The organism is Fibrobacter sp. UWR2 (genome assembly GCF_002210285.1).
GTDB lineage: Bacteria > Fibrobacterota > Fibrobacteria > Fibrobacterales > Fibrobacteraceae > Fibrobacter.
Map to the genome: position 1 here is coordinate 190,930 of NZ_MWQE01000003.1, position 24,616 is coordinate 215,545.

Annotated in this window: 16 protein-coding genes and 1 pseudogene; 14 read left to right on the forward strand and 3 right to left on the reverse strand. The window is 55.3% G+C overall.

Annotation, left to right across the window (positions count from 1 at the left end):
• Positions 1-8 precede the first annotated feature (8 nt).
• The 8 genes from B7994_RS06750 (at position 9) to B7994_RS06790 (ending at position 6,845) form a co-directional block, all read left to right on the forward strand.
• Positions 9-539 carry a DUF177 domain-containing protein gene (locus B7994_RS06750; protein ID WP_198957833.1) on the forward strand — a complete coding sequence of 177 codons (531 nt, stop codon included), beginning with the start codon at positions 9-11 and terminating at the stop codon, positions 537-539.
• A gap of 2 nt (positions 540-541) precedes the next feature.
• Entirely contained in the window at positions 542-730 is a 189-nt protein-coding gene (gene rpmF / locus B7994_RS06755; protein ID WP_088637701.1) for a 50S ribosomal protein L32, read from the forward strand.
• A gap of 35 nt (positions 731-765) precedes the next feature.
• Positions 766-1,749 (forward strand): phosphate acyltransferase PlsX, encoded by a 984-nt coding sequence (gene plsX, locus B7994_RS06760; protein WP_088637806.1) that lies wholly within the window; start codon positions 766-768, stop codon positions 1,747-1,749.
• 294 nt (positions 1,750-2,043) lie between these two features.
• Positions 2,044-2,964, forward strand: coding sequence for an ACP S-malonyltransferase (gene fabD, locus B7994_RS06770; protein ID WP_088637703.1), 921 nt, complete (start codon positions 2,044-2,046; stop codon positions 2,962-2,964).
• Positions 2,965-2,968: 4 nt separating this feature from the next.
• Entirely contained in the window at positions 2,969-3,709 is a 741-nt protein-coding gene (gene fabG, locus B7994_RS06775; RefSeq protein WP_088637704.1) for a 3-oxoacyl-[acyl-carrier-protein] reductase, read from the forward strand.
• Positions 3,710-3,755: 46 nt separating this feature from the next.
• Positions 3,756-3,998 (forward strand): acyl carrier protein, encoded by a 243-nt coding sequence (gene acpP / locus B7994_RS06780; RefSeq protein WP_088637705.1) that lies wholly within the window; start codon positions 3,756-3,758, stop codon positions 3,996-3,998.
• A 133-nt stretch (positions 3,999-4,131) separates the two neighbouring features.
• Positions 4,132-4,953 carry a ribonuclease III gene (gene rnc / locus B7994_RS06785; RefSeq protein ID WP_088637706.1) on the forward strand — a complete coding sequence of 274 codons (822 nt, stop codon included), beginning with the start codon at positions 4,132-4,134 and terminating at the stop codon, positions 4,951-4,953.
• A gap of 89 nt (positions 4,954-5,042) precedes the next feature.
• The gene (locus B7994_RS06790; RefSeq protein WP_088637707.1) at positions 5,043-6,845 is read left to right on the forward strand and encodes an extracellular solute-binding protein; all 1,803 of its coding nucleotides are present in this window, start codon (positions 5,043-5,045) and stop codon (positions 6,843-6,845) included.
• A 123-nt stretch (positions 6,846-6,968) separates the two neighbouring features.
• On the opposite strand, the gene B7994_RS06795 is transcribed toward B7994_RS06790, so the two are convergent.
• The 3 genes from B7994_RS06795 to B7994_RS06805 all read right to left on the reverse strand — a co-directional run bounded on the left by B7994_RS06795 (position 6,969) and on the right by B7994_RS06805 (position 9,202).
• Complete coding sequence (locus tag B7994_RS06795; RefSeq protein ID WP_088637708.1) at positions 6,969-7,556, reverse strand: porin family protein; 588 nt, start codon at positions 7,554-7,556, stop codon at positions 6,969-6,971.
• Positions 7,557-7,658: 102 nt separating this feature from the next.
• Positions 7,659-8,246 (reverse strand): porin family protein, encoded by a 588-nt coding sequence (locus tag B7994_RS06800; protein WP_088637709.1) that lies wholly within the window; start codon positions 8,244-8,246, stop codon positions 7,659-7,661.
• A 137-nt stretch (positions 8,247-8,383) separates the two neighbouring features.
• Positions 8,384-9,202: a transporter gene (locus tag B7994_RS06805; RefSeq protein WP_088637710.1), complete on the reverse strand. Its 819-nt coding sequence runs from the start codon at positions 9,200-9,202 to the stop codon at positions 8,384-8,386.
• 369 nt (positions 9,203-9,571) lie between these two features.
• Between B7994_RS06805 and B7994_RS06815 the strand changes: the two genes are divergently transcribed.
• From B7994_RS06815 to B7994_RS06845, 6 genes and pseudogenes are all read left to right on the forward strand, one after another.
• Positions 9,572-15,556, forward strand: coding sequence for a hypothetical protein (locus B7994_RS06815; protein WP_144063783.1), 5,985 nt, complete (start codon positions 9,572-9,574; stop codon positions 15,554-15,556).
• A 47-nt stretch (positions 15,557-15,603) separates the two neighbouring features.
• Positions 15,604-17,079 (forward strand): annotated as a pseudogene (locus B7994_RS14445) (DASS family sodium-coupled anion symporter); the annotation flags it as partial.
• Between the two features lie 2,666 nt (positions 17,080-19,745).
• The gene (locus B7994_RS14065) at positions 19,746-19,886 is read left to right on the forward strand and encodes a hypothetical protein (RefSeq protein WP_158213099.1); all 141 of its coding nucleotides are present in this window, start codon (positions 19,746-19,748) and stop codon (positions 19,884-19,886) included.
• 273 nt (positions 19,887-20,159) lie between these two features.
• Positions 20,160-23,378, forward strand: coding sequence for a carbamoyl-phosphate synthase large subunit (carB, locus tag B7994_RS06835; protein WP_088637713.1), 3,219 nt, complete (start codon positions 20,160-20,162; stop codon positions 23,376-23,378).
• A gap of 609 nt (positions 23,379-23,987) precedes the next feature.
• Positions 23,988-24,302 carry a BrnT family toxin gene (locus B7994_RS06840; RefSeq protein ID WP_088637714.1) on the forward strand — a complete coding sequence of 105 codons (315 nt, stop codon included), beginning with the start codon at positions 23,988-23,990 and terminating at the stop codon, positions 24,300-24,302.
• Positions 24,299-24,514, forward strand: a complete 216-nt coding sequence (locus tag B7994_RS06845) for a CopG family antitoxin (RefSeq protein ID WP_088637715.1) — start codon at positions 24,299-24,301, stop codon at positions 24,512-24,514. Before B7994_RS06840 ends, B7994_RS06845 begins: the two co-directional genes overlap by 4 nt.
• Positions 24,515-24,616: the final 102 nt, after the last annotated feature.

A 24,616-nucleotide genomic window follows, 5' to 3' on the forward strand; every position in this document is an offset into this window, starting at 1 on the left:
GGGCCACTTTGAGAATCGATATCGCACAGAAACTTACTGAACCCGAAGACCGCCGAGTGGTCTGGTCCCATGCCGACGCTCCCGAAATCTTCGACGAACTGCACCTCAAGGGCGATCTGGTAGCCGAGGTGCTGGTGAGCCCCGAAGGCCCCGGTAAGTGTCTCGTGACCGGTACGCTCTCCGGAGTGCAAACTCTGACCTGTTCCAGGACGCTGGATTTGTTCGACCGCCCGTTCACGACCGAAGTCGTGGCGGAAGTCGAGAGGCTCCCCATCGCAAAGCAGGAGCTGGACGAGGACGATGCAGATGTCTTCGCCTACAAGATCCCCCAGGGGCAGGACTTCGTAGATGTATCCGAGTGCATCCGACAGCTGGTTCTGCTGCAAGAACCGGTCGCGCCCGTGAAAAATCCTGACGAATATTTTATCTTTGTATCAAACAATCCGCCCGACGACGGTGCCGATGAGGCCGAAAAGCCCATGGACCCGCGCTGGGAAAAACTCATGGCTCTTAAGAGCAAAATGGAAAATAGGAGTTAAAAATGGCAGTACCTAAAAGAAAAACCTCGACCGCCCGTCGTGACAAGCGCCGTACCCACTGGAAGATGGAAGCTCCCGCTATGGCTACCTGCGACCACTGCGGTTCTGCAAAGCGTCCGCACCGCGTGTGCCCGGTTTGCGGCTTCTACAATGGTGTCGAAGTTGTCAACATGAAGGACGCCGAAGCCTAATTTGCTGAAGCAGCGTTTGTTGCAAGGAGATGTTCATGGTTAAAGTTGCTCTTGATGCTCTGGGTGGCGATTTTGCCCCCGACGTCGTTGTTGAAGGCGCGGTAAACGCCGTCAATAAGAATGCCAACCTGCACGTGGTCCTGTGCGGACCGGAGGCCGTGGTCAAGGCTAAACTCGAGTCGCTCGGGTATGCCGGCAACGGTATTTCGGTCGTCGATGCACCGGACCCGGTCGCCATGGACGAACATCCCGTGCAGGTTCTCAAGAAGAAGCCCCACTCCGGCCTGGTGACCTGCGTCGCCCTGCAGAAGAAGGGTATGGTCGATGCCTCCGTGAGCGCCGGCAACTCCGGTGCCATGATGGCTAGCTGCCTCATGCTTCTCGGGAAGTCTAGCGAGAAGTTCAGCCGTCCGCCTATCGGTTGCGTTATCCCGACCGCCGACCGCCCGATCATCCTGGTCGATGCCGGCGCGAACGTCGATGAACGTGCCTCCACGCTGGTCGATTTCGCCATCGCGGGTTCCGCCTTCGCCGAGACCTACTTCGGTTACGAGAAGCCGAAGGTTGGCCTCCTCAATATGGGCGAAGAAGAACACAAGGGCCCGGCAGTGCTCCAGGAAGCCCACCAGCTCCTGAAGGCCGCTCCGGTGAACTTCATCGGCAACATCGAAGGCGAGACTCTCATCATGGGTGCCGCTGACGTGGTCGTTACGTCCGGTTTCACGGGCAACGTTGTCTTGAAGATGCTTGAAGGCTTCTTCGAGATGCACCACAAGATGTTCGGCTCTATCGACACTCCGGCTGGCCGCCGCTTCGACGAGATGTGGGACTACCGCATGACCGGTGGCGCCCTGCTCCTCGGCCTCAACGGCACGGGCATCATCGCCCACGGCCGCTCCGACGCCCTCGCTATCGAGAAGGCTGTGGAAGTCGCCGCCAAGTACGCCGAGAAGGGTGTATTCAAGAACGTCAACGAACGCCTTGCCGCCATCAAGGACGAATCTGCCGAAGCCAAGTAATAGGCTTCTGTTAGTTTGTCTGTAAAAGGCTTTTGGGGACGGAACCGCAAGGTTCCGTCTCTTTTTTTATTGTCATCCCCGACATCTTCATTGTCATCCCCGCCCTCACCTCCGTGAGGGCAGGCTCCGGCGGGGATCTTCTTGCCAATCCGGCCCTTGCTTACAAAAACATTCTATTTTCCTTTCATACGAGGGTAAAGAGTGCTTTTTGCCCCGCGACCCTAGAAACGGGACTGTTCTTTTTTAAATTTGGGGGGAACAAAAATGCGGGTCTACCGCAGAGGTATGTATATAATGTCTAAGACGATTCTGCTTTTCCCTGGCCAGGGTGCCCAGTACGTGGGCATGGGCCAGACCCTCGCCTCCACTTTCGAACCGGCCAAGAAGATTATGCAGCAGGCCGACGAGATTCTCGGCTTCTCGCTCTCCAAGCTCATGGCCGAAGGCCCCGAAGATGTTTTGAAGAGCACCGACAACACGCAGCCGGCTCTCTTTACCGTGTCTGCGATGGTGATGGAACTCCTCAAGTCCGAAGGCTTTGCCTTTGACTACGTGGCTGGGCATTCCCTCGGTGAATATTCCGCCATCTACGCTGCTGGCGGTTTTAGCTTTGAAGAGGGCCTCCGCCTGGTGCGTACCCGCGGCGAACTCATGGCCAGCGCCGGTAGCAAGAACCCGGGTGCGATGGCCGCCATCATGGGCCAGGACGAAGCCAAGATTCTTGAACTTTGCGAAGCCGTGAAGGACGTGGGCGCCGTGGTGCCCGCCAACATCAACTGCCCGGGCCAGATTGTGGTGTCCGGTGCCGTCGCCGGCGTGAACAAACTCGTGGAAAACTGCGGTGCCGCCGGTATCAAGGCCATCCCGCTCGCCGTCTCCGGCGCCTTCCACAGCCCGCTGATGCAGTTCGCACAGGCTGGCCTCGCCGAAGCCATCGCGAAGACCAAGTTTAACGATGTCGAAAAGCCGGTCATCGCCAACGTGATTGCTGAACCGGTCACGAAGGGCTCCGAAATTGCCGACCTGCTGGTGCGCCAGCTGGTGTCTCCGGTCCGCTGGAACGACTGCATGAACAAGGCCATGTCCTTGGGCGTGACGCAGGGTGTCGAAGTGGGCTCCGGCAAGGTGCTCATGGGCCTGATGCGCAAGATTAGCCGCGACGTGAAGGTCACGCCGGTCGAAACCATCGAAGCCTTCCAGGCTTTAAAGGGGTAATAAAATGGGTAAACTTACAGGTAAAAAGGCCATTGTCACCGGTGCTTCCCGCGGTATCGGTCTCGCTATCGCCACCAAGCTCGCGAGCGAAGGCGCCGACGTCGCCATCCTCTCCACCTCGGTCAAGGAAGAACTGGCGGCCAAACTTTCCGCCGAACTTGGGGTGCAGGTCAAGAGCTACGCATGCAACGTTGCCGACTCCCAGACCGTGCAGGACGTGTTCAAGCAGATTATCGCCGACATGGGAACGGTCGACATCCTGGTGAACAACGCCGGCATTACCCGCGATGGCCTCCTGATGCGCATGAAGGACGAAGACTTTGACGCCGTCATCGCCACCAACCTGCGTTCCGTGTTCCTGTGCACCCGCGCCGTCGCCCGCACCATGATGGGCAAGCGTACCGGCCGCATCATCAACATTTCGAGCATTAACGCCCTGCGTGGCCAGGCAGGCCAGGCGAACTACGCCGCCGCCAAGGCCGGCATCATCGGCATGACCCGTTCCAACTCGAGGGAATTTGCCTCCCGCGGCATCACGGTGAACGCAATCGCCCCCGGCTTTATCGGTACCGACATGACCGCCGCCATGGACGACGCCACCAAGGAAAAATATGCAGCTCAAATCCCTCTCGGACGTATCGGAAAACCCGAAGACGTGGCCAATGCGGTCGCATTTTTGGCATCTGACGACGCCTGCTACATCACCGGCCAGATTCTGGGCGTTGATGGGGGGTTGAACGCCTAGGCGTTTTTTACTAAATTTATAACAAACAATCCAAACGGAGTATATAATGACACAAGAAGAAATTTTCCAGAAGATCACCGACGTCATCGTCGCCAAGCTCGAAGTCAAGGCCGAAGACGTGAAGATGGAATCTGAATTCGGTAACGACCTCGGTGCCGACTCCCTCGATCGCGTCGAGCTCGTGATGGCTCTCGAAGACGCTTTCGAAGTCGAAATCCTGGATACCGACGCTGAAAAGTTCCAGAAGGTTTCCGACGTGGTTGCCTTCCTGGAAGAAAAGAAGAAGTAATCTTCTTATGCCCCGTGTACTTCGCCCGCAGGTCGGGCGGAGCGGATTTCCCGGCCTGTGCCGGGACGGCGAATTCCCCGGTTCAAACCCGGGGTATTTTTATATCTTTTCGAGAGCAGAAAAGGAGTAGATATTGGAAGAAAAGAACATGCTGCACAAACTGCTGAAACTCTGGTTTCGCCAGAAGTCCGGTGAGGGGCTTGAGGCAAAGCTTGGGTACAGGTTCAAGGATCCGGAGCTGCTGGCCCATGCGCTGGTGCACAGGTCTTACCTGTCGGGGCGGGACTTGCCCTACGAGAGCAACAACGAGCGCCTGGAGTTCCTGGGCGATTCCGTGCTGAACATGCTCACCACGGAATTCCTGTACAAGATGTATCCCGACGACCCGGAAGGCGACCTCTCCAAGCGGAAGAGCGCGATTGTTTCGGGCCATGCGTGCGCGCAGTCCTCGAAGGAATGGAGCCTGAGCGAATACGTGAAGCTCGGGAAGGCCGAGGCGAAGATGGGCGGCCGTGGCAAGGAAAGCATTCTGGCCGATGCCTACGAGGCCGTGCTCGGGGCGGTGTACCTCGACGGCGGGCTCGAGGAAGTCCGCGCCATCCTCAACAGGTTCCATTTCCCGCGTGTAAAGGAAATCATCGTAGCCGAGGACTTCGTGAACTTCAAGAGCGAACTGCTTGAGTACACGCAGGGAGGCGCGTTGCGCGTATCCCCGGAATACGAAATCGTGGGCGAGGAAGGCCCGGAACACCAGAAGGAATTTACCGCCGAGGTGCGCGTAAACGGGAAGGTGTATGGCCGTGGCGTTGGCCCGAACAAGAAGAAGGCCGAACAGGAGGCTGCCCGCGTGGCGCTTGCGGCGCTCAAGGCCGAAGACGCAGAACGCGCGAAGAACGCCCCCGAAGTTGCCGAACCCGAAAAGCCCGTGAAACCCAAAAGGTATTTTAGACCTTAGGAACAGTGGAAGAGAAATGTGTGGAACTCCCTTGTCGTGGTATCGTCATGGCGGGCGGAGCCCCGCCATCTAGAATGAGAGAACGAAGAATGAAGAATATGAAGTTTTATGGAGTAGCACTTGTATCCCTGATGGTATCGGCGATGGCCCTTACCGCCTGCAACGAGCAAGGAACTTCTAAGTCCGCGAAGGCTGCGGGTGGCGAGTTGAACTGCCCGGAACTGCCGCAGGACCCGGAAGCCACGGGCGAGTTCGACCCGATTGCCTCCAAGGACGCCCGCCCCTGCGGCACGATTACCCTCTGGGGCTCCGCGATGCCGAAGTCGTTCAACATGTGGGAAGACTACAACAGTTTCTCTGCCGAACTCATGGGCATGATGTTCGAGCCGCTCGTGAGTCTGCACTCCACCGAGGACCGCGAAGTCGGTATCCTCGCCGATAGTTGGAGCGTATCGGAAGACGGCAAGACGTTTACCTTCCACGTGGATGCGCGGGCCCGGTGGAGCGACGGCAAGCCCGTCACCGCCGAAGACGTGCAGTACTACTACGACGTCATCATGGACGAGAAGAACCTCACGCCGATTTTCAAGGTCGGGCTTAGCCGTTTCGACCGCCCGGAGGTGGTCGACAGCCTCACGGTGAAGATGACCGCGAAGGAATCCCACTGGGGCAACTTCTGGGAAGCCGCAGGCATGCTCGCGTTCCCCAAGCACGCCTGGGCGGGCAAGGACTTCAACCAGATCCGCTACGAGTTCCCGGTAGTTTCGGGCCCGTACAAGATCAAGACCTTCCGCGAAGACCGCTACGTAGAACTCGCTCGCCGCGCCGACTGGTGGGGCTTCAAGAAGAACTGGAACCGCGGCAAGTACAACTTCGAAAAGATCCGCTACCGCTTCATGAACGACCAGACGAAGGCGCTCGAAGCCTTCAAGAAGCAGGACTTCAACGCTTACGCCATCTACACCAGCAGCATTTGGATGAAGCAGACCGATTTCGATGCCGTCAAGAAGGGCTGGGCCGTGAAGCAGCGCATCTTCAACAAGGAGCCCATCGGCTTCCAGGGCATGGCCATCAATCTGCGTAAGCCGCAGTTCCAGGATGTGCGTGTGCGACGTGCCCTGAGCATGCTTTTAAACCGCGAGGCGATGAACGAGAAGTACATGTTTGGCCAGTACTTCTTGCTGAACAGCTACTACCCCGACCTGTGGGAAGGCAACAAGAACCCGACGGCGCCGCTCTACACGTTCAACCCGGACAGCGCCCGCGCCCTCTTTGCCGAAGCGGGCTACAAGGTGAACGCCCAGGGCGTTCTCGAGAAGGATGGCAAGCCGTTTGCAATTAACTTCATCACGAGCCAGGAAGACCTGCGCCACCTCACGCTGTTCCAGGAAGACCTGAAGAAGGTGGGCGTGGTGGCGACCATCGAGCAGATGAGCCAGAGCACGCTCCGCAAGCGCTTGGACGATGCCGACTTCGATTTGTACTGGGTGAACTGGGGCGCTGGCCGCCTCCGCGACCCCGAAGCCAGCTGGTCTTCGGCAACCGCTCTCCAGAAGGGTACGAACAACCTTGCCGGCGTGCAGGACAAGGTGGTCGATAGCTTAATCAACCTCCAGAAGACGGAATTCGACCTCGCGAAGCGTAACGAAATCCTGAAGGCGCTCGACAACCGTCTCGCCGAAATCGTGCCGTACGTGCTCATGTGGCAGTGCGACCACCATCGTATCCTCTACTGGAACCGCTACGGCACTCCCGAGAAGGTTCTGGACCACTTCAACCGCGAAGACGCCATCCCGGTTTACTGGTGGCTCGACCCGGAAAAGTCCAAGAAGCTCGACGCCGCCATGAAATCCGGCGAAAGCCTCCCGATTCCGGAATACGACGTGAAATAGAAGTAGAAAATGTCACCCTGGAGGCTCCGCATCAAGTGCGGGGTAAACTCCGGCGGGGATCTTTCATAAAAAAAGAGACGTGCTTTGCGGCACGTCTCTTTTGCAATATCGCGTTATGCGGGTCTACAGGAACCAGTAGGTGACGCCGAGCATGAACTGCAGGTTGGAAGTGTCCCAGGGGTCGCCTCCCTTCTCGCCGACCAAGCCGGACATCCAGTCGGACAGGCCGAGTACGACGCGGAAGTCGATGTCTACGAACGGAAGGATGTCCGTGCCCCCACCGAGGACGAAGTCGAATTCAAAGGTGTTGAACTCGAAGATGTCGGAAATGTCCTTGCCGAGAACCTTGTCGGAGGAGGTGCTCAGGTTGAACGCGAACTGCGGACCGGCTTCAATATAGAACACGGGCATCGGGGAGAAGCGTGCCATCACGGGAATGTCCAATGCCCAAGTCGTGATGTTATATTCCGCACCGGGATCATAGCTGAAGTTGCGCATGTCGATCAAGATTTCCGGCACGAGCACGAGAGGGATGACGGGTACGGCGAACTTGCCGGCGACACCGGCCTGGAAACCGATGCTGGTGCCAATATCTTCGGCGTCGTCGCCCTTGAGGGTGCTCAGGTTGGCACCGAGGGTGGCGCCGACATTGATTTGTGCGAAGGTGGCCGTCGCTGCTACGACTGCTGCTAGGAGGATTTTCTTGAGCATATTGAATCCTTTGTTTAGAGGTTTTCAAGAAATATAATATAAAATGCCATAAAAAAGACCCCCGTCGGTGCGGGGGCTTTTGCGTTTATTTGAAAAAACGGCTTAGAACCAGTAGGTGGCGCCGAGGGCGAACTGCATGTTAGATGCGTCCTTAGCCTTGACGGTCACGAGCTTGGTTTCGTAGTCGGCGTAGATGTTGGTGAGGCCGAGAATCACGCGGAAGTCGATGTCGACGAACGGAACGATGCCCGTGCCAATGCCGAATACGAGGTCGAATTCCATGGTGTTGAATTCGTCGTCGTCGTACTCGACTTCGTTGCCGTCGTCATCTTCGGCAGAAACGCTAAGGTTGATGGCGAGTTCCGGGCCGGCTTCCAGGTAGAGGATGGGGAGCAGGGAGAAGCGGACGAGAACTGGAATGTCCAATGCCCATTCGGTCCAGGTGACGTTCTTGCTGATGTCAAGGTTGCGCATGTCAATCAAGACTTCCGGTGCGACAGTGATCGGCAGGAGCGGCAGGGAAATCTTCATGCCGACACCGGCATTGAAGCCTACGCCAGTAGCGGCATCGTCTTCGACGTCGTCGCCCCACATGGTGTTCATGTCCACGCCGGCATGGATACCGACGTTGATCTGTGCGAAGGTGGCCGTCGCTGCTACGACTGCGGCCAGAATGATTTTCTTGAGCATTGTTGTTCCTTTGTTGAGGGTTTTGTACTAAAATAATATAAAAAACGCACGTTTGCAATAAAAAACGTGCGTTGTGTGATTTTCGTTGCAGTCTAGACCGGGCGAAAAGGCCGTTTTAGTCCGCTGGCAGGGCGTAACTAGAAATTGAAGCCGCCGGCCATGTAGAGCCCGGTCGCCTCGCCGTCCATATCGCCGGTGCGGAACTTCAGGTGGGCCTTCACGTAGATGGCGCTGCTGATGTCGACCTGGACGCCGAGCCACAGGTTGAACTGTCCGTCGTCGAAGTCGTCGTTGTCGCCCCTTTCCTTGTTGCCGTCTTCCCAGGTGTCTTCGGTCAGCTGGAGCTTGAATTGCATGCCGAGGTAGGGAGTGACCTGCGACTTAGGTACGGTGTAGTCCAGTTCGCCGGAGAGGTGCATCTCGAGCCCGCGTTCGTAGCCCTTGCGACCGTCATAGGGGTTGGTGTGCTCGAAACCCCAGTCGAGGCCCGCTTCCGTACCGAACTTGAGGCCCGGAGCTTCCTTGATGGGCATGGAGAACTGTGCACCGAAGTAGATTGCGAACTCGTTGTTGCCCGGGGGCGTGGTGTTGTAGCCGTCGTACACTTCGCGGCCGATAGGCAGGTGGGCGTCGATAAAGGCGCTGACCATCGGGTTGATCTGGAACCTACCGCCAATCGTCACGTCACGGAGGCCGTCACCGCCGTTGACGCAGTCGTCGCAGTCGTCTTCGCCCCAGACCTGGTAGCCAAAGCCCATGACGGCAATTTCAAAGACGCTAAGCAGCGAAAAGCGAGCGCCCGCCGAAAGGCCGGCCTGCGACCAGCGGTGGTCCCAGTCGTAGTAGAGCCCGATTTCGCCGGTACCGCTCCCTGCGGGGCGGATGGGGAAGTAGTCCCATGTGGCAAAAGAAGCGCTGATGGCGAGCGCGACGGCCAGAATAACCCTTTTGAACATCCTAAACTCCTTGTGTGGCGACAATATTGAACCATCGGAAATCTAGCAAAAAGTTTTGGGGAGGATGTGAATTACAACACAATGTGCTCCCGGACACCCCTAATACCTTAAAATTTTCTTATTTTCTATGAAAAGTGAGGCCTCTATGAAGCTGAATTTGAAGTTTATCGTGTTTTCCGCTATTCTTGGACTTGGCTCTGCAGTCGAATCGGTTGCTGCAGATTTGTCGAATTCGGATGTCGGTGTCTTTGCGTATACCTGTAGCGAACCTACGGCGGCGGCGCCCGAGGTGGCCTGCTTCATCGGCCAGTATGCCTCCGTGGACGATGCGACCTGGGACATTTTCACCACGTCGGAGGTGTATGATTCGTGGAACGACCTCGTTACGGCAATAGAATCGGATACACGGTTGACAGCTTCGAGTCCTGCTACCGGGGTGACGTTTTACCTGAAGACGGACCTGGATTTGGCGGCTATAAGGACGATGGTTCCGAAGTCACCTGCGTGAACGATTTCAAGCCGATTAATTTTGGCGCCCTATACATGCCGCTGAAGGAATTCAATGGCCGTTATGACGGCGTAGAACATGTTATCCGTAATTTTTGCCAGATCGGTACGGGAACGGTAGGCTTTTTGGGCAATATAGACGACTGTAACATTCAAAACCTGCATTTTGACAATGCCTATGTGAATGCAAAGTCGGCTTACAGGGGGATTGCCGCGGCAGGTGTCGTCGCTGCGATAGCGAAGAACGTGACTTTCGGGAATATTTCCGTCGATAGATCGAAGGTGTTTTCCTTTGATGCGGCTGGTGGCTTGTTCGGCATTGACTCTGTGACAACCGCTTCCGCGACGGACCCCCAGTTTGTCGCTTCCATTCTGCAGGTCGATGTCGAACTGAACGCTCCGATGGCGGGCGGCCTCATTGGAAGAATGACCCACAAGAGTGGATTGCTGTCGTTCCGGTCGAATACGGTTTCGGCCACCTTTACGGGAAGCGCTCTCGGTACAAGGGCTGGCGGCCTTGTGGGCATGGTGGTGTTTAACGGGTCGATGGCGACAGATACCATGAGTGTCGAGTGCGAAGCGAACAATGTCACCTTGACATACGAGGCTTTGCCCTCTAACGACGAAGACCTGTTTGTTGGGGGCCTGTTTGGCGATGTCTCTCTACTCAAGACCATCAAGGTGTTGAACGGATCGGTAAAGACCCGTATTTCTTCGGCTGGGTACGGAGACCAGTATTTTGGCGGCCTTGTGGGTAGGGCGAGGATGACGCAAACGAAATCAAATCGCGATTCCGTTGTTGTCCGTAATAATCAGGTGGATGTTTCCATTGCCAGCACAAGTACGAAAAATTTCACTCTGACGATGGGTGGCCTCATTGGCTTTGGCGGCGAGTTTAATGACGGAACAAACGATTATGAACGAGGCGCCGTGTATGTATCGGATAACGATGTGGTCACGGCTTCTATGGAAGCCGCGACTTCGGGCACTGTCTATGCGGGCGGCCTGGCGGGGCGTATCAAGGCCGAAGTAAAAAATGGGACTGCGCCATGTGGAGCATTCAAGTCTACTTCGACAACGGTTAAGGCTCCAGACGGGCAAGCGCTCATTTCGACTTCGTCGACTGGTGTGCAACAGCTTTATGCGGGTGGCTTTATTGGCCTTGCTGATTTTTCGGGAGGGGATGTCGAGATCCGCAGGGCGTATGTCGAGGGCGATATCGATATTGCAGCGGAAACAGTTTCCAGTGGAGTTGGCGTGGGTGGCATGATTGGCAAACTGGACTATTATAGGGCGAACCTGTACGATAACCTGAGTGTCGGGAACATCCGTTCGGGTAGTGATAATGTCGGCTTTGTAATCGGTTCCTGCTCTTCCGAATTTGTATTTAAAGACAAGATTGTGATGTATGCGAACGTCCATCAGGGTACAGACGATGTCGACGCCAAGGATGCTATGGGTTCCTTTGCTCTGGCCGGGGGTGCCGTAACGGGTTGGGCGGCCGGTGATGGCTCTGTTAGTGGTTATTCGTATGTATTCAGGTACAATTACCGCAATGCTGTCGAATCGGGATCTGCCAAGCTGGAGCCCACGGGCCTGCTGGGCTTGAACGGCGACGGCAATATTCTTATTACGAGTTCTACTGGCGCGGTAGTAGATTCAGTGCAGAACGGTGTGCTCGACGACTCGACAATGGTTTCGCGTGAACTCACCTATATCCTGAGCAAGAAGTCTGTCGACCGCTATGGTTCGGGATTTTACGATGACCTTGACTCGAGTTCCTTTCCTGGTAAGGTTTCGTTCATCTGCTGGGAAAGCGAAAAGGGTAAAATCCCTCACGTATGTGAATCGACTACGGATACGCGCACTGCGTACAAGGTGGAAATAAGCCTTGCACAAATCAAGTCCAGTTTGTCGGCCGATGATATCGATGCCTTGCAAAAGGAAGGTGTCCTTTATAAGACGCCGATATTTGATGGTGGTGGCTTGCCGACAGGCGATAGTAGCTTGAGCCTTATCACCTATTCCGAAAAGGACGGGAGCGTAAGCGCCGATTTTTTGGATAAGGTCAAGTTCCTGAGCGCCAAGTACGGAATTGTCGATGCGCTGCAGTCGGTAAATCTCAACTATGTCAATATTGCCGGGGATATTGAATATGGAATGGACGTGGATTACATGGTCAAGATTGAATACCTGGTGTATTCGGATGCCCAGGGTGACTTTGTAAACATGGATGACCCTTCGCTTGGGCCGGTGTATTCCTTGCTGCCCAAGACACAAGTTTCAAGGTACAACTCGACGGACATGGTCCCGACTGCGGCTTTGCTTTCCGAGTCCTTTTCGACGGTTTATTCTGTGGAAGAAGTTACTATGGAGTGTAATGGAACTGTAGCCAACTGCCCGGCGACTCCGATTGGCGTTTCGGGTATCGTTTCTTACACTGAAGTCCTAGACGCGCTTAAGGACTATCTCGGCCCGACACAAGAAAATGTGGTGCAATTAAGGTATGTGCACAGGACTCCTTCTCTAATACCGTCCGTCGGAAACACCAGCACGCAGACGGAGATTACGGTGACCTATTCTGGTTACAAGGAAGGCGTGCACTACGACTACAGACAAGTTGACGTCGATAAAATTAATGAAGGCGGTACAATGATTGCCTACGAACTACCTGCCGCCTATAGCGCTAGCGTTGAAACGGGATTTGATTTGCATGGCTGGACGGTTGATTTCTGGGCTTATGCTGTGGGGTACGATAGTGATATCCAGGCCTGCTATTTTGCCCAGATGCCTCCGTCTATTTGTGGCACAGAAATAACTGTCAATGCTACGGACTCCTACTTTACAGATGTGAAGTCTTTTGTCGATACCTTGTCTGCAGCCATGAATACGACCAAGTTGGTAAAATGGACGACGGATATCGATAGCCTTGACCAGGTTTATATGGATAGCCTGGCAAAGGCAATCGGAGCAGTCAAGGCCAAGGGCCTTAGCTATGACTACGTCCTGATGTGGACGCCCAAGATGGATGCGATTCCCTACTACATTAATTTCGATGTGAACGAGGGTGATTTCCCGGTGTTTATTTCCGGCAATATGAATAATCTGACGACATACTCTAGGGCGGATACCTCGACGGTGAAACTCCCGAAACTGTCCAGTACTAAGGCCTGCTTTGACGGGTGGAAGGAAACTGCCAGTGAACCGAGCGTCATTGTTTCCGATGCGTTGAACGCAAATCTCCTGAACAATGTCACTATTCAGGATGGAACATTTAGCTTGTATGGAAAGTGGAGTACTCCCGAAACGTCGGCCATGTGTTATGATCCGGATACGACCACGATAACGCTGGAATACGCCGGTGGTGATTCGACCCTTGGCGAAGTCTACCTCTGGCAGGCGTTGGTGAACCCGAGTGATTCCGTGATATTCAGGCACGACTTTAAAAACAATTCAATCGCAATCCCAGATTTGAGAGGCAAAAAGGAAGATCGTCCGTTCGTATTCCATGTGGGGTCGGTGCCCAAGCAGGGCTACGTGCTTGCGAATGTAGATGTTACTTACTTAAATAGTGGATTTACGCCCTCGAATTTCGACATACTGAACGATGAACTTGTCTACATCTATCCGATGGATGTTGTCGACGGGGTCCTCCTGACGGCGAACTTCGCCCAGTATGTCGATATAGAACTCGTACTGAACAAGGGAGAGGAAGGCTTGTTCTATGACATGGATTATACGCTGGGTGACCCCTTGACGGTTATTGATGATGCCAATAGGTGGTTCGAAGTGCCGACCTGGATCTATACGGCGGACGCCTGCGTGCTGGGCTGGGCCTTCAGCGAAAATGCGCCGACTTATGACTTTAGGACCGCTAATTCTGGAAGCGTTATATATCAGGGCGCCAGCGATAAGAAACTTTACGCTGTCTGGGGCGAAGCCGATTCGTGCGTGGCACAGGCCATGTATGTGAGCGTTACCGCGGAATCCGATAAGGGCAGCCTGGAACTTATCGAATCGGATGCTACGGGGAAATCCCGCGTACACACCTTCGACGTGAAGGGTAACCGGATTATCTTGCCGCCTATGAAGTTTGCCGGCACGTTTACGGTGCACGGCGTGGGTGAAAATGGCTACAAGCTCGATAAGGTCGAGCTGGACGAACTGGGCTATGTAACGGAATTTAGGGAGGGCGATACGATTGCCATCTCTGTCGACGGAGCCAAGCTGACGGCCTACTTTGTCGTGGACAATAGCCCTGCCGGTGGCGAACCCGTGCTGATGCAGTCGGGCAATGCGGTGCAGTTTAACGTGAGTGTCTACTCCTTCGCGAAGCGCGATACTTCCTGGTACCACATCTTACTCGAAGATGACGACGGCAACTCGGTTGAAGATACCTTGTTCGAATGCTTCACGAAGAACTGCAATGTCTACTGGGACAAGTTCCCGCTCAAGTCCGGCGACTACCTCTTTAGCGCGGCACTGTTCAATGGTGTGGATACGACCATCTTCGAACGTACCTTCGAGGTCAAGAGCGAGATTGCCGTGGGCAAGTCCTGGCACATGGTGGCTCTCGCGAGTGCCGATATAGGAAGTTTTGGCTGGGATGGCGACGAGAAGGTGTACTGGTGGAACGAAAGCGCGAACTACGGATCGTACTGGCAGTACCAGGAACTCACCAAGAAGGGCAAGCCGCAGGTGGGCGTTGGCTATTGGTACAATTCCATCGAGGGTAGGCCGCTCAAGGTGGGCGACAATGCGTTTGCCGATACCATGACCTGGCAGCTCGATAGCGTGAACACCGGCTGGAACCTCGTGGCCAACCCGTACGGCTGGGACATGGAATTGTATGGCTACGAAGTCGATACACTACCTATCATGCAGACAATACAGTATGAGCAGCAGGCCAACGGTTATGACGATGACTGGGTTGCCGAACAGATGAAACGTCGCCTTGTCCCGGCCGTGGAATACAGGAGCTGGAACGAGAAGACGGGCCAGTACGACGAAGTGACCTCCCTGAAGCCATACGAGGCGGTCTGGGTGAAGCTGGTCGATAGTTCCAGGTTCGACGGGTATCTCTCGCCTTATCCCATTTACATGGATACGGTGCAACTGGACGGCAGTCTCAAGAGAGCAAGGCCGCTGGCCAAGCAGCTGGCGAAGTCCGGAGTTACAAGCTTGGGCTGGAATATGCGCCTTATGCTCTCCGACGAGAAGGGCAAGAAGGATACCCGCAACACGCTCGGTGCAGGCAAGTTTGCCTGGAATTTCGAGGAACCGCCTGCCGGCATGGGCGACCGCGTCAATCTCTCTATTCTTGATGGCGGAAAGCGCCTTGAAAAGTGCATGAAGGTCGAAACCGAGGGCAATGCGTACGAATGGAACGTGGAACTCTCGGCTACGAGCAGCCGCAGGGGCTATCTGGAAGTTGCGGGCGCCGATGCCCTGCCCGAAAGGGGCCTGCGCGTATTCGTGACTCTCGACGGCGAGACGCATGAACTCCATGCGGGCGAAAGGCTCCCGGTGGACCTTGCCCCCACGGCGAAGGCTGCGACCATCCGCGTGGCGCCGGCCGCAAGGAAGGTTGTGGTGCGTGAACTCCGCGGGCTCAACGCTGTCCAGGCGGGCGGCTCGCTCCAGGTCACCTTCGATGCTGCCGGAATGGGCGGCTCGCGGGCCCAGGTCGACGTGTTCGACATGAAGGGCGCCTCTGTCGCGAAGACGGCCCTCCGGGCGGTCGATGGCCGCAATACGGTCTCGATTGCGGTTCCGCGACGTGGCCTCTATATGGTCCGTGTCTCCGTGGCGGGCCAGGTCGCCTTGCGCCGGGTGCTCTTTAAGTAGACCCTTGTTTGCCATACCTGCGCCCTTTTTCTAAATTTGGGCGCACTATGACAAAGGCAAAATTCATCAAATTCATCATTGCGTCGGTGCTAGCCATCGTCGCTCTCTTCTTGCCCTACGAATCCCTCGGATTCGATGCCGCAAGCCCCATGGGACTCCTGAATCCGCTCGAAATCCGCGTCATCGGCGTTTTCGTCATGGCCGCGCTTTTCTGGATCCTCCAACCGTTCCCGATTTGGTCCACCTCGGTGCTCGTCATCGTCTTGATGATTGTCACCATGTCGGATTCTTCCCTCATGCCGTTCCGCGTGGACGGTGTGTCGATGATTAGCCACAAGTCCATCATGGGGACCTTTGCGAACCCCATCATCATGCTCTTCCTGGGCGGGTTCTTCCTGGCCGCTGCCGCGACCAAGTACAAGATGGACCTGAACCTGGCCCGCGTGCTCCTGAAGCCCTTCGGCAAGAACCCGAAGTTCGTGCTCCTCGGCCTCATGCTCATTACCGCCGTGTTCTCCATGTTCATGAGCAACACCGCTACCGCCGCCATGATGCTTGCCATCCTCGCTCCGGTGCTCAAGCTCTTCGACGAAGATGACCGCGGTAAGGCCGCCTTTGCCCTTGCCATTCCGCTCGGTGCCAACATCGGTGGTATGGGTACCCCGATTGGTACGCCTCCTAACGCCATCGCCCTCGGTGCCCTGAACGACGCCGTTGCCCGTGGCGACCTCGTTGCGAACCCCGTGACCTTCGGTCAGTGGATGGAATTCGGTATTCCGTATGTGCTTATTCTTATGGTCGTTGCCTGGCTTTTGCTGGTGAAGATTTACCCCATCAAGATGAAGGAGATGGTCCTGAACATCGAAGGTGCCGGCAAGTTCGATACGAGCCCCAAGGCCATCATCGTGTACATTACCTTTGCCCTGTGCGTGATTTTGTGGGTGATTGGCAAGGATGGTATCTGGATCATTCCGGGCCATGGCATTAACGATAACTCGATTGCTATGATCCCGATGGCCGTGTTTGCCTTGACTGGCGTGATTACCAAGAAGGACTTGAACGCGATGAGCTGGGACGTGCTCTGGCTCGTGGCCGGTGGTTTTGCCCTTGGTGTTGGCCTCAATGCGACGGGCCTTGCCGCTCACTTGATCAAGACGATTCCGTTTGCAAGCTGGTCTCCGATTGTCCTGATGATTGGCTGCGGTGTCATCTGCCTTTTCATGGCGAACTTCATGAGCCACACATCCACTGCGACTCTGCTTGTTCCGATTCTCTGCGCCGTGGGTATCGCTTGCCAGGACAATCTCGTTGGCCTCGGTGGTGTGACCGCCCTGCTCGTGTCTGTTGCGTTTGCTAGCTCTCTCGGTATGAGCCTCCCGATTTCTACTCCGCCTAACGCTCTTGCGCATTCTACAGGTTATACCGATACCCGTGGAATGGCCATTACGGGCGTTGTCATGGGTCTTGTCGGCCTCGTGCTCTCCTGGGTGATGATGATTTTCCTTGCCAAGGTGAACTTCTTCGGAACTCCGGTGCCGAAGGCCGCTGAAGCCGTTCCGGCAGCTCCGGTTGTAGAGAAGGTTGTCGAACAGCCTGCTCCGGAAGCACCTACTGCAGTCGTTGCCGATTCGTCTGTTGTTGATTCTACTGTTGTCGATAGCGCTGCTGTTGATTCCACGGCTGCTGATACCGCTGTTGTGGATAGTGCTGCCCAGGCCGCTGCCGATAGCGCCGCCGCCGCTCAGGCTGCCGCTGATTCTGCTGCCGCGAAGGCTGCTGCGGACAGTGCCGCCGCTGCTCAGGCTGCTGCCGATAGCGCTGCCGCTGCTCAGGCCAAGGCCGACTCCATCGAGCAGGTGAAGGCTGCCGAAGCTGCTGCCCTGGTTGCCGCTGCCGAAGCAAAGAAGGCTGAAGAAGAAGCCAAGAAGGCCAAGCAGGATAGCATTGCTGCCGCGAAGAAGGCCAAGGCCGATAGCGTCGCTGCTGCTAAGAAGGCTGCCGCTGAAGCCAAGAAGGCAGAGGCCGAAAGGAAGAAGGCTGAAGCTGCCGAAGCAAAGAAGAAGGCTGCTGAAGAACGCAAGGCTGCTGCCGCTGCCAAGAAGGCCAAACAGGATAGCATCGCCGCTGTGAAGAAGGCCAAGGCCGACAGCGTCGCTGCCGCCAAGAAGGCTGCCGCTGAAGCCAAGAAGGCTGAAGAGGCCAAGAAGAAGGCTGAAGCCGAAGAGGCGAAGAAGAAGGCCGCTGAAGAAAAGAAAGCCGCTGCCGCCGCCAAGAAGGCCCAGCAGGATAGCATCGCCGCAGTGAAGAAGGCCAAGGCCGACAGCGTCGCTGCCGCCAAGAAGGCTGCCGCCGAAGCCAAGAAGGCTGAAGAGGCCAAGAAGAAGGCTGAAGCCGAAGAGGCGAAGAAGAAGGCCGCTGAAGAAAAGAAAGCCGCTGCCGCCGCCAAGAAGGCCCAGCAGGATAGCATCGCCGCTGTGAAGAAGGCCAAGGCCGACTCCATCGAGCAGGTGAAGGCTGCCGAAGCTGCTGCCCTGGTTGCTGCCGCCGAAGCCAAGAAGGCCGAGGAAGAAGCCAAGAAGGCGGAGGCCGAAAAGAAGAAGGCCGAAGCTGCTGAAGCTAAGAAGAAGGCCGCCGAAGAAAAGAAGGCTGCTCTTGAAGCTAAGAAGGCAGAAGAAGCCAAGAAGAAGGCCGAAGCTGCCGAAGCAAAGAAGAAGGCTGCTGAAGAACGCAAGGCTGCTGCCGCTGCCAAGAAGGCCAAACAGGATAGCATCGCCGCTGTGAAGAAGGCTAAGGCCGACAGCGTCGCTGCCGCCAAGAAGGCTGCCGCTGAAGCCAAGAAGGCGGAAGAAGCTAAGAAGAAGGCCGAAGCTGCCGAAGCTAAGAAGAAAGCCGAAGAAGAAAAGAAGGCTGCCGCTGAAGCCAAAAAGGCAGAAGAGGCCAAGAAGAAGGCCGAAGCTGAAGAGGCTAAGAAGAAGGCCGCCGAAGAAAAGAAGGCTGCCGCTGAAGCCAAGAAGGCAGAAGAAGCCAAGAAGAAGGCTGAAGCTGCTGAAGCAAAGAAGAAAGCTGAAGAAGAAAAGAAAGCCGCAGCTGCCGCTAAGAAGGCTCAGCAGGATAGCATCGCCGCAGTGAAGAAGGCCAAGGCCGACAGCGTTGCCGCTGCCAAAAAGGCAGCCGCTGAAGAAAAGAAGGCTGCTCTTGAAGCCAAGAAGGCAGAAGAAGCCAAGAAGAAGGCCGAAGCCGAAGAGGCTAAGAAGAAGGCCGCTGAAGAAAAGAAAGCCGCTGCCGCCGCGAAGAAAGCTCAGCAGGATAGCATCGCCGCAGTGAAGAAGGCTAAGGCCGACAGCGTCGCTGCCGCTAAGAAGGCCGCCGCCGAAGCCAAGAAGGCAGAAGAAGCCAAGAAGAAGGCCGAAGCTGAAGAGGCTAAGAAGAAGGCCGCCGAAGCTAAGAAGGCCGAGGAAGCCAAGAAGAAGGCCGAAGCTGCTGAAGCAAAGAAGAAGGCTGAAGAAGAGAAGAAGGCCGCAGCTGCCGCAAAGAAGGCCCAGCAGGACAGCATCGCTGCTGTGAAGAAGGCTAAGGCCGACAGCGTCGCTGCTGCTAAGAAGGCCGAGGCAGAAAAGAAGAAGGCTGAAGCTGCTGAAGCAAAGAAGAAAGCCGAGGAAGAAAAGAAAGCCGCTGCTGCCGCCAAGAAAGCCCAGCAGGATAGCATTGCCGCTGTGAAGAAGGCTAAGGCCGATAGCGTCGCTGCCGCCAAGAAGGCTGCCGCCGAAGCCAAGAAGGCAGAAGAGGCCAAGAAGAAGGCTGAAGCCGCTGAAGCAAAGCGCGCAGAAGCCGAAGCCAAGAAGGCTGAAGCTGAAGCAAAGAAGGCAGAAGCCGAAGCAAAGAAGGCCGAGGCCGAAGCAAAGAAGGCTGAAGCAGAGGCCAAGAAGGCCGAAGCAGAAGCAAAGAAGGCTGAAGGCGAAGCTGCCCCTGCAGCACAGCCGGCCGCAAAGCCTGCCGAAGCCAAGAAGGCCGCTCCCGCAGCAAAGCCCGCAGAAGCCCCGAAGGCTGCCAAGCCTGCCGAAGCCAAGCCCACTGCAAAGCCGGCCGCCGCTCCCGCCAAGAAGTAATTCTTCTGGAGATCGCATTTAAAAAGACGCCTTTACGGCGTCTTTTTGTATATTTACAATACACTAAAAACACAGGAGCACAAATGAAAAAACTGTTCGCCCTCCTTATCTTATTGTCTGTCATGGGGTTAGTCGCCTGCAACGATTCCTCCAGCGAAGCGACGGACGATTGCCTCGACGATCCCTCCCTCTGCTCGACGCAGGACGTGGAAGTCGTAGAGTAGCCGTGCCGGTCTAGGCCTTTACATTTTTTATGCTTTGCTATTGAAAGTGTTACACTTTTTGTCTATATTTGCGCAAGTTTAAACCTTGAGTAATCAGACAAGAAGATGAAACAAATTCTTGCAATGTTGAAGACCGAACCGAACTGCGCAATCCACTGCGCAACAGCAGTCGGTTTTTTCAAGGTTAATAGTTTTTCTGATTTTGCTGAACTTTTTAGTTCAGCATTTTTTTTACCCGAGTTTAAAAATTAATTAGTTCAACGGAGATAAAAAATGAAGATTGAAGGCATCGACAAAGTCCTTATCATCGGTTCTGGCCCGATCGTGATCGGTCAGGCTTGCGAATTCGACTATTCCGGCACCCAGGCTTGTAAGGCCCTGCGCGAACAGGGTTACAAGATCGTGCTCGTGAACTCTAACCCGGCTACCATCATGACCGACCCGGTCATGGCCGATGCCACTTACATCGAACCGCTGAACGTCGCCCGCCTCACCCAGATCATCGAGAAGGAACGTCCGCAGGCCCTCCTCCCGAACTTGGGCGGCCAGACCGGCTTGAACCTCGCTTGCGCCCTCAACAAGGCCGGCGTGCTTGACAAGTACGGCGTGAAGGTCATCGGTGTGAACCTCGACGCTATCGAACGCGGCGAAGACCGTGAAGTCTTCAAGGAAACCATGCAGAAGCTCGGCATCGATACTCCGCGCTCCGGCATTTGCCACTCTGTGGAAGAAGCCGAAAAGATCGTGGCCGAAATCGGCTACCCGGTCGTCGTTCGCCCGGCTTACACCATGGGTGGTGCAGGCGGCGGTTTCTGCTACAACGTGGAAGAACTCCGCACCATTTGCTCTAACGGTCTTGAACTCTCCATGACGCACCAGTGCCTCATCGAAGAATCCATCCTCGGTTGGGAAGAGCTGGAAGTCGAAGTGGTTCGCGACTCCAAGAACCAGATGATCGCCATCTGCTTCATCGAAAACATCGACCCGGTGGGCGTGCATACCGGCGACTCCTTCTGCGCAGCCCCGTTCCTCACCATCGACAAGAAGCTCGAAGAAGAACTGAAGGAAAAGGCCTTCAAGATTGTGGAATCCATCGGCGTGATTGGCGGTACCAACGTGCAGTTCGCTCACGACCCGAAGACCGGCCGCGTGGTGATTATCGAAATCAACCCGCGTACCAGCCGCTCCTCTGCCCTTGCTTCCAAGGCTACCGGCTTCCCGATCGCTCTCATTTCTGCAAAGCTCGCCGCAGGCCTCACCCTCGACCAGATTCCGTACTGGCGCGATGGAAGCCTCGAAAAGTACACCCCGAGCGGTGACTACGTTGTGCTCAAGTTCGCTCGCTGGGCATTCGAAAAGTTCCGCGGCGTTGATGACTGCCTCGGCACCCAGATGAAGGCCGTGGGCGAAGTCATGGCTATCGGCAAGACCTACAAGGAAACCCTCCAGAAGGCTATCCGCGGCCTCGAAAACGGTCGCTCCGGCCTCGGCTTTGCGAAGGACTTCAACAAGAAGAGCAAGGAAGAACTCCTCGAAATGATGAAGACCGCTTCTTCCGAACGCCACTTCCAGATGTACGAAGCCATCCGTAAGGGTGCTACCGACGAAGAAATCTTTGCCGCCACCTACGAAAAGGCTTACTTCGTGCAGCAGATGCGCGAACTCGTGGAACTCGAAGAAGAAATGCTCAAGACTCCGGGTCGCCTGCCTTCCGACGAACTCCTCATCAAGGCCAAGAAGGACGGCTTCAGCGACAAGTACATCGCCAAGATTCTCGGCATCCGCGAGAAGGACGTGCGCAAGAAACGTACCGAACTCGGCGTGGTTGAAGGCTGGTGCGCAGTGCCGGTGAGCGGTGTGGAAAACCAGTTCTACTACTACAGCACCTACAACTGCAAGGACGAATCTACCGCTTCCACCAACCCGAAGAAGATCATGATCCTCGGCGGTGGCCCGAACAGAATCGGTCAGGGTATCGAATTCGACTACTGCTGCTGCCATGCTGCAATGGCTCTCCGCGAAATGGGTTACGAAACCATCATGGTGAACTGCAACCCCGAAACGGTTTCTACTGACTACGATACTTCCGACAAGCTGTACTTCGAACCGGTCAGCCTCGAAGACGTTCTCCAGATTTACCACAAGGAAAAGCCGGCTGGCGTGATCGTGCAGTTCGGTGGTCAGACCCCGCTGAACATTGCCCGCGCTTTGAGCGACGAAGGCGTCAAGATTCTCGGTACGAGCATCGATTCCATCGACATCGCCGAAGACCGTGACCTGTTCCGCAAGATGATGGACCAGCTCGGCATCCCGATGCCGGAAAGCGGCATGGCCACGAACATCGACGAAGCCCTCGCTTGCGTCAAGCAGATCGGTGGCTACCCGGTGATGATCCGCCCGAGCTTCGTGCTTGGCGGCCGCGGCATGGAAGTCATCTATGACGAAAACATGCTCCGCGAATACGTGGCGAAGGCCGTGGGCGTGACCCCGGACCGTCCGCTCCTCATCGACCGCTTCCTCCACAACGCTCTGGAATGCGAAGCCGACGCTCTCTCTGACGGCGAACACGTTTACATCCCGTCCGTGATGGAACACGTCGAACTTGCCGGTGTCCACTCCGGTGACTCCGCCTGCATTATCCCGCCGGTGACCATCACGAAGGAAAACCTCGCAACCATCAAGGATTACACCAGGAAGATTGCTGAAGCCCTCCACGTTTGCGGCCTCATGAACATGCAGTACGCCATCGAAGACGGCAAGGTGTTCGTGCTCGAAGCAAACCCGCGCGCTTCCCGCACGGTGCCTCTGGTCTCCAAGGTCTGTAACACGCAGATGGCCCGCCTCGCGACCCGTCTGATGCTCGGCGCGAAGCTCGAAGACCTCAAGCTCAAGGACAAGAAGTTCAACCACCACGGCGCCAAGGAAGCCGTGTTCCCCTTCGACAAGTTCCCGAAGGTGGACCCGGTTCTCGGCCCCGAAATGCGCTCCACCGGCGAAGTCCTCGGTCTCTCCGATGACTACGCCCTCGCTTACTACAAGAGCCAGGAAGCCGCAGGTTCCTTCCTCCCGAACGAAGGTGCCGTGTTGATTAGCCTCTCCGACAAGGTTAACTTGTCTGAACAGGCCATCGAAATCGGCAAGGAATTCCAGAAGCTCGGCTTCAAGATCTACGCAACCGAAGGCACCGCCAAGTTCTACGAGAAGGCCGGTGTCAAGTGCGAAGTGGTGAACAAGATTGCTGAAGGCCGCCCGAACGTCCTCGACATCATCCTGAACAAGCAGGTGAACCTCATCATCAACACGCCGTGGGCAAAGCGCGACGCCATCAAGGACGAAAGCGCCATCCGCAAGGCCGCCATCAAGTACAAGGTTCCTTACATCACGACGCTCGCCGGTGCCTACAACACCGTGAAGGGCATCGCCGCCGCCCGCAACGGCCACGGCGCTGTTAAATCTCTTCAGGAGTATCACGCTTCTATCGAAGAGGTGTAAGGCTTGAATGTCATCCCCGCGAAGGCGGGGGTCTTTCTAGCGTTACACAGCGACCATCATCGTCATCCCCGCGAAGGCGGGGATCTTTTTTTTAATTACCCATAGCGAAATTACTTTGTATGTACCCCGTTTTTGAGGGGTCTTACGGACTAAACAACGGGGGGTGCGCATTTAGTCCGTAAAAATTAACGAAAAAGCACTAAAAAATGCCTGATTTTGCCTCAAAAAGCCCCGAAAGGGCACTTTTTGCCCCTTTTTCGCGCCAAAATATCGAAATTTTACGGACTAAATGGCAGGGGGTGCGCTTTTAGTCTGTCGCACACCCTAAATTTGATACAAATAAATTAACAAAAAGGCAGAAATTTACAGACTAAACGCCTGGGGGTGTGCATTTAGTCCGTAACACTCCCCGCGAACAAAAAAAGTTCCTATTTGGCTCATTTTCGCTGCGAAACCGTTTATATAGGTAGATAGGGGAGTTCCCTGTCCGCGAAGCGGTCGCATTGCCGCGCAAAAGGACAATAAAATGGATTGCATTGTCTTTCCGCAAGAAAATGTTGCTTTCTTTGTGGAATATAATTATATTATAATTATATCCAGGAGTTCTATATGCAGATAGGATTCATCTGGGACGAAAAGAAAAATGCTGCGAACCAAAGGAAACATGACATTTCGTTTGAAGAAGCCAAGACATGTTTTGAAGATGAACATGCCAGGGTGTTTTTTGACGCAGAACATTCGGCACAAGAAGATCGGTCTATTCTTATTGGCTTGTCGACAAACTTAAGAACGCTGGTTGTTGTTTTTACTGAGCGCAGTGGCATTGATGCTGAACATATCGTCCATCGCATAATTAGTGCTCGTAAAGCTACAAAAAAGGAATTTCAGTACTATTGGAACGAACGTAAAGGAGACGGTTTATGAAAAAGGAATACGACTTCTCAAAGATGAAGGCTGTGAAGAACCCCTATGCCAAGGTTCTCAAGAAGCAGATTACGATTAGGCTTAACTCGACTGCAATCGAATACTTCAAGAACATGGCTGAAGAAATGGGAATCCCGTATCAGGTTCTGATAGATTCGTACCTGACGGATTGCGCTGTCTCGAAGCGCCGGTTGAATCTCAAGTGGAGATAGAGTCCACCGCGCCTCCTAAGAACGCCGCCCGTGAGGCTAGGATTGCGGAATACCTCCGTTCTATTGGGGTTCCTGCTGAAAAAGTGGACGCGGCTCTCGCTA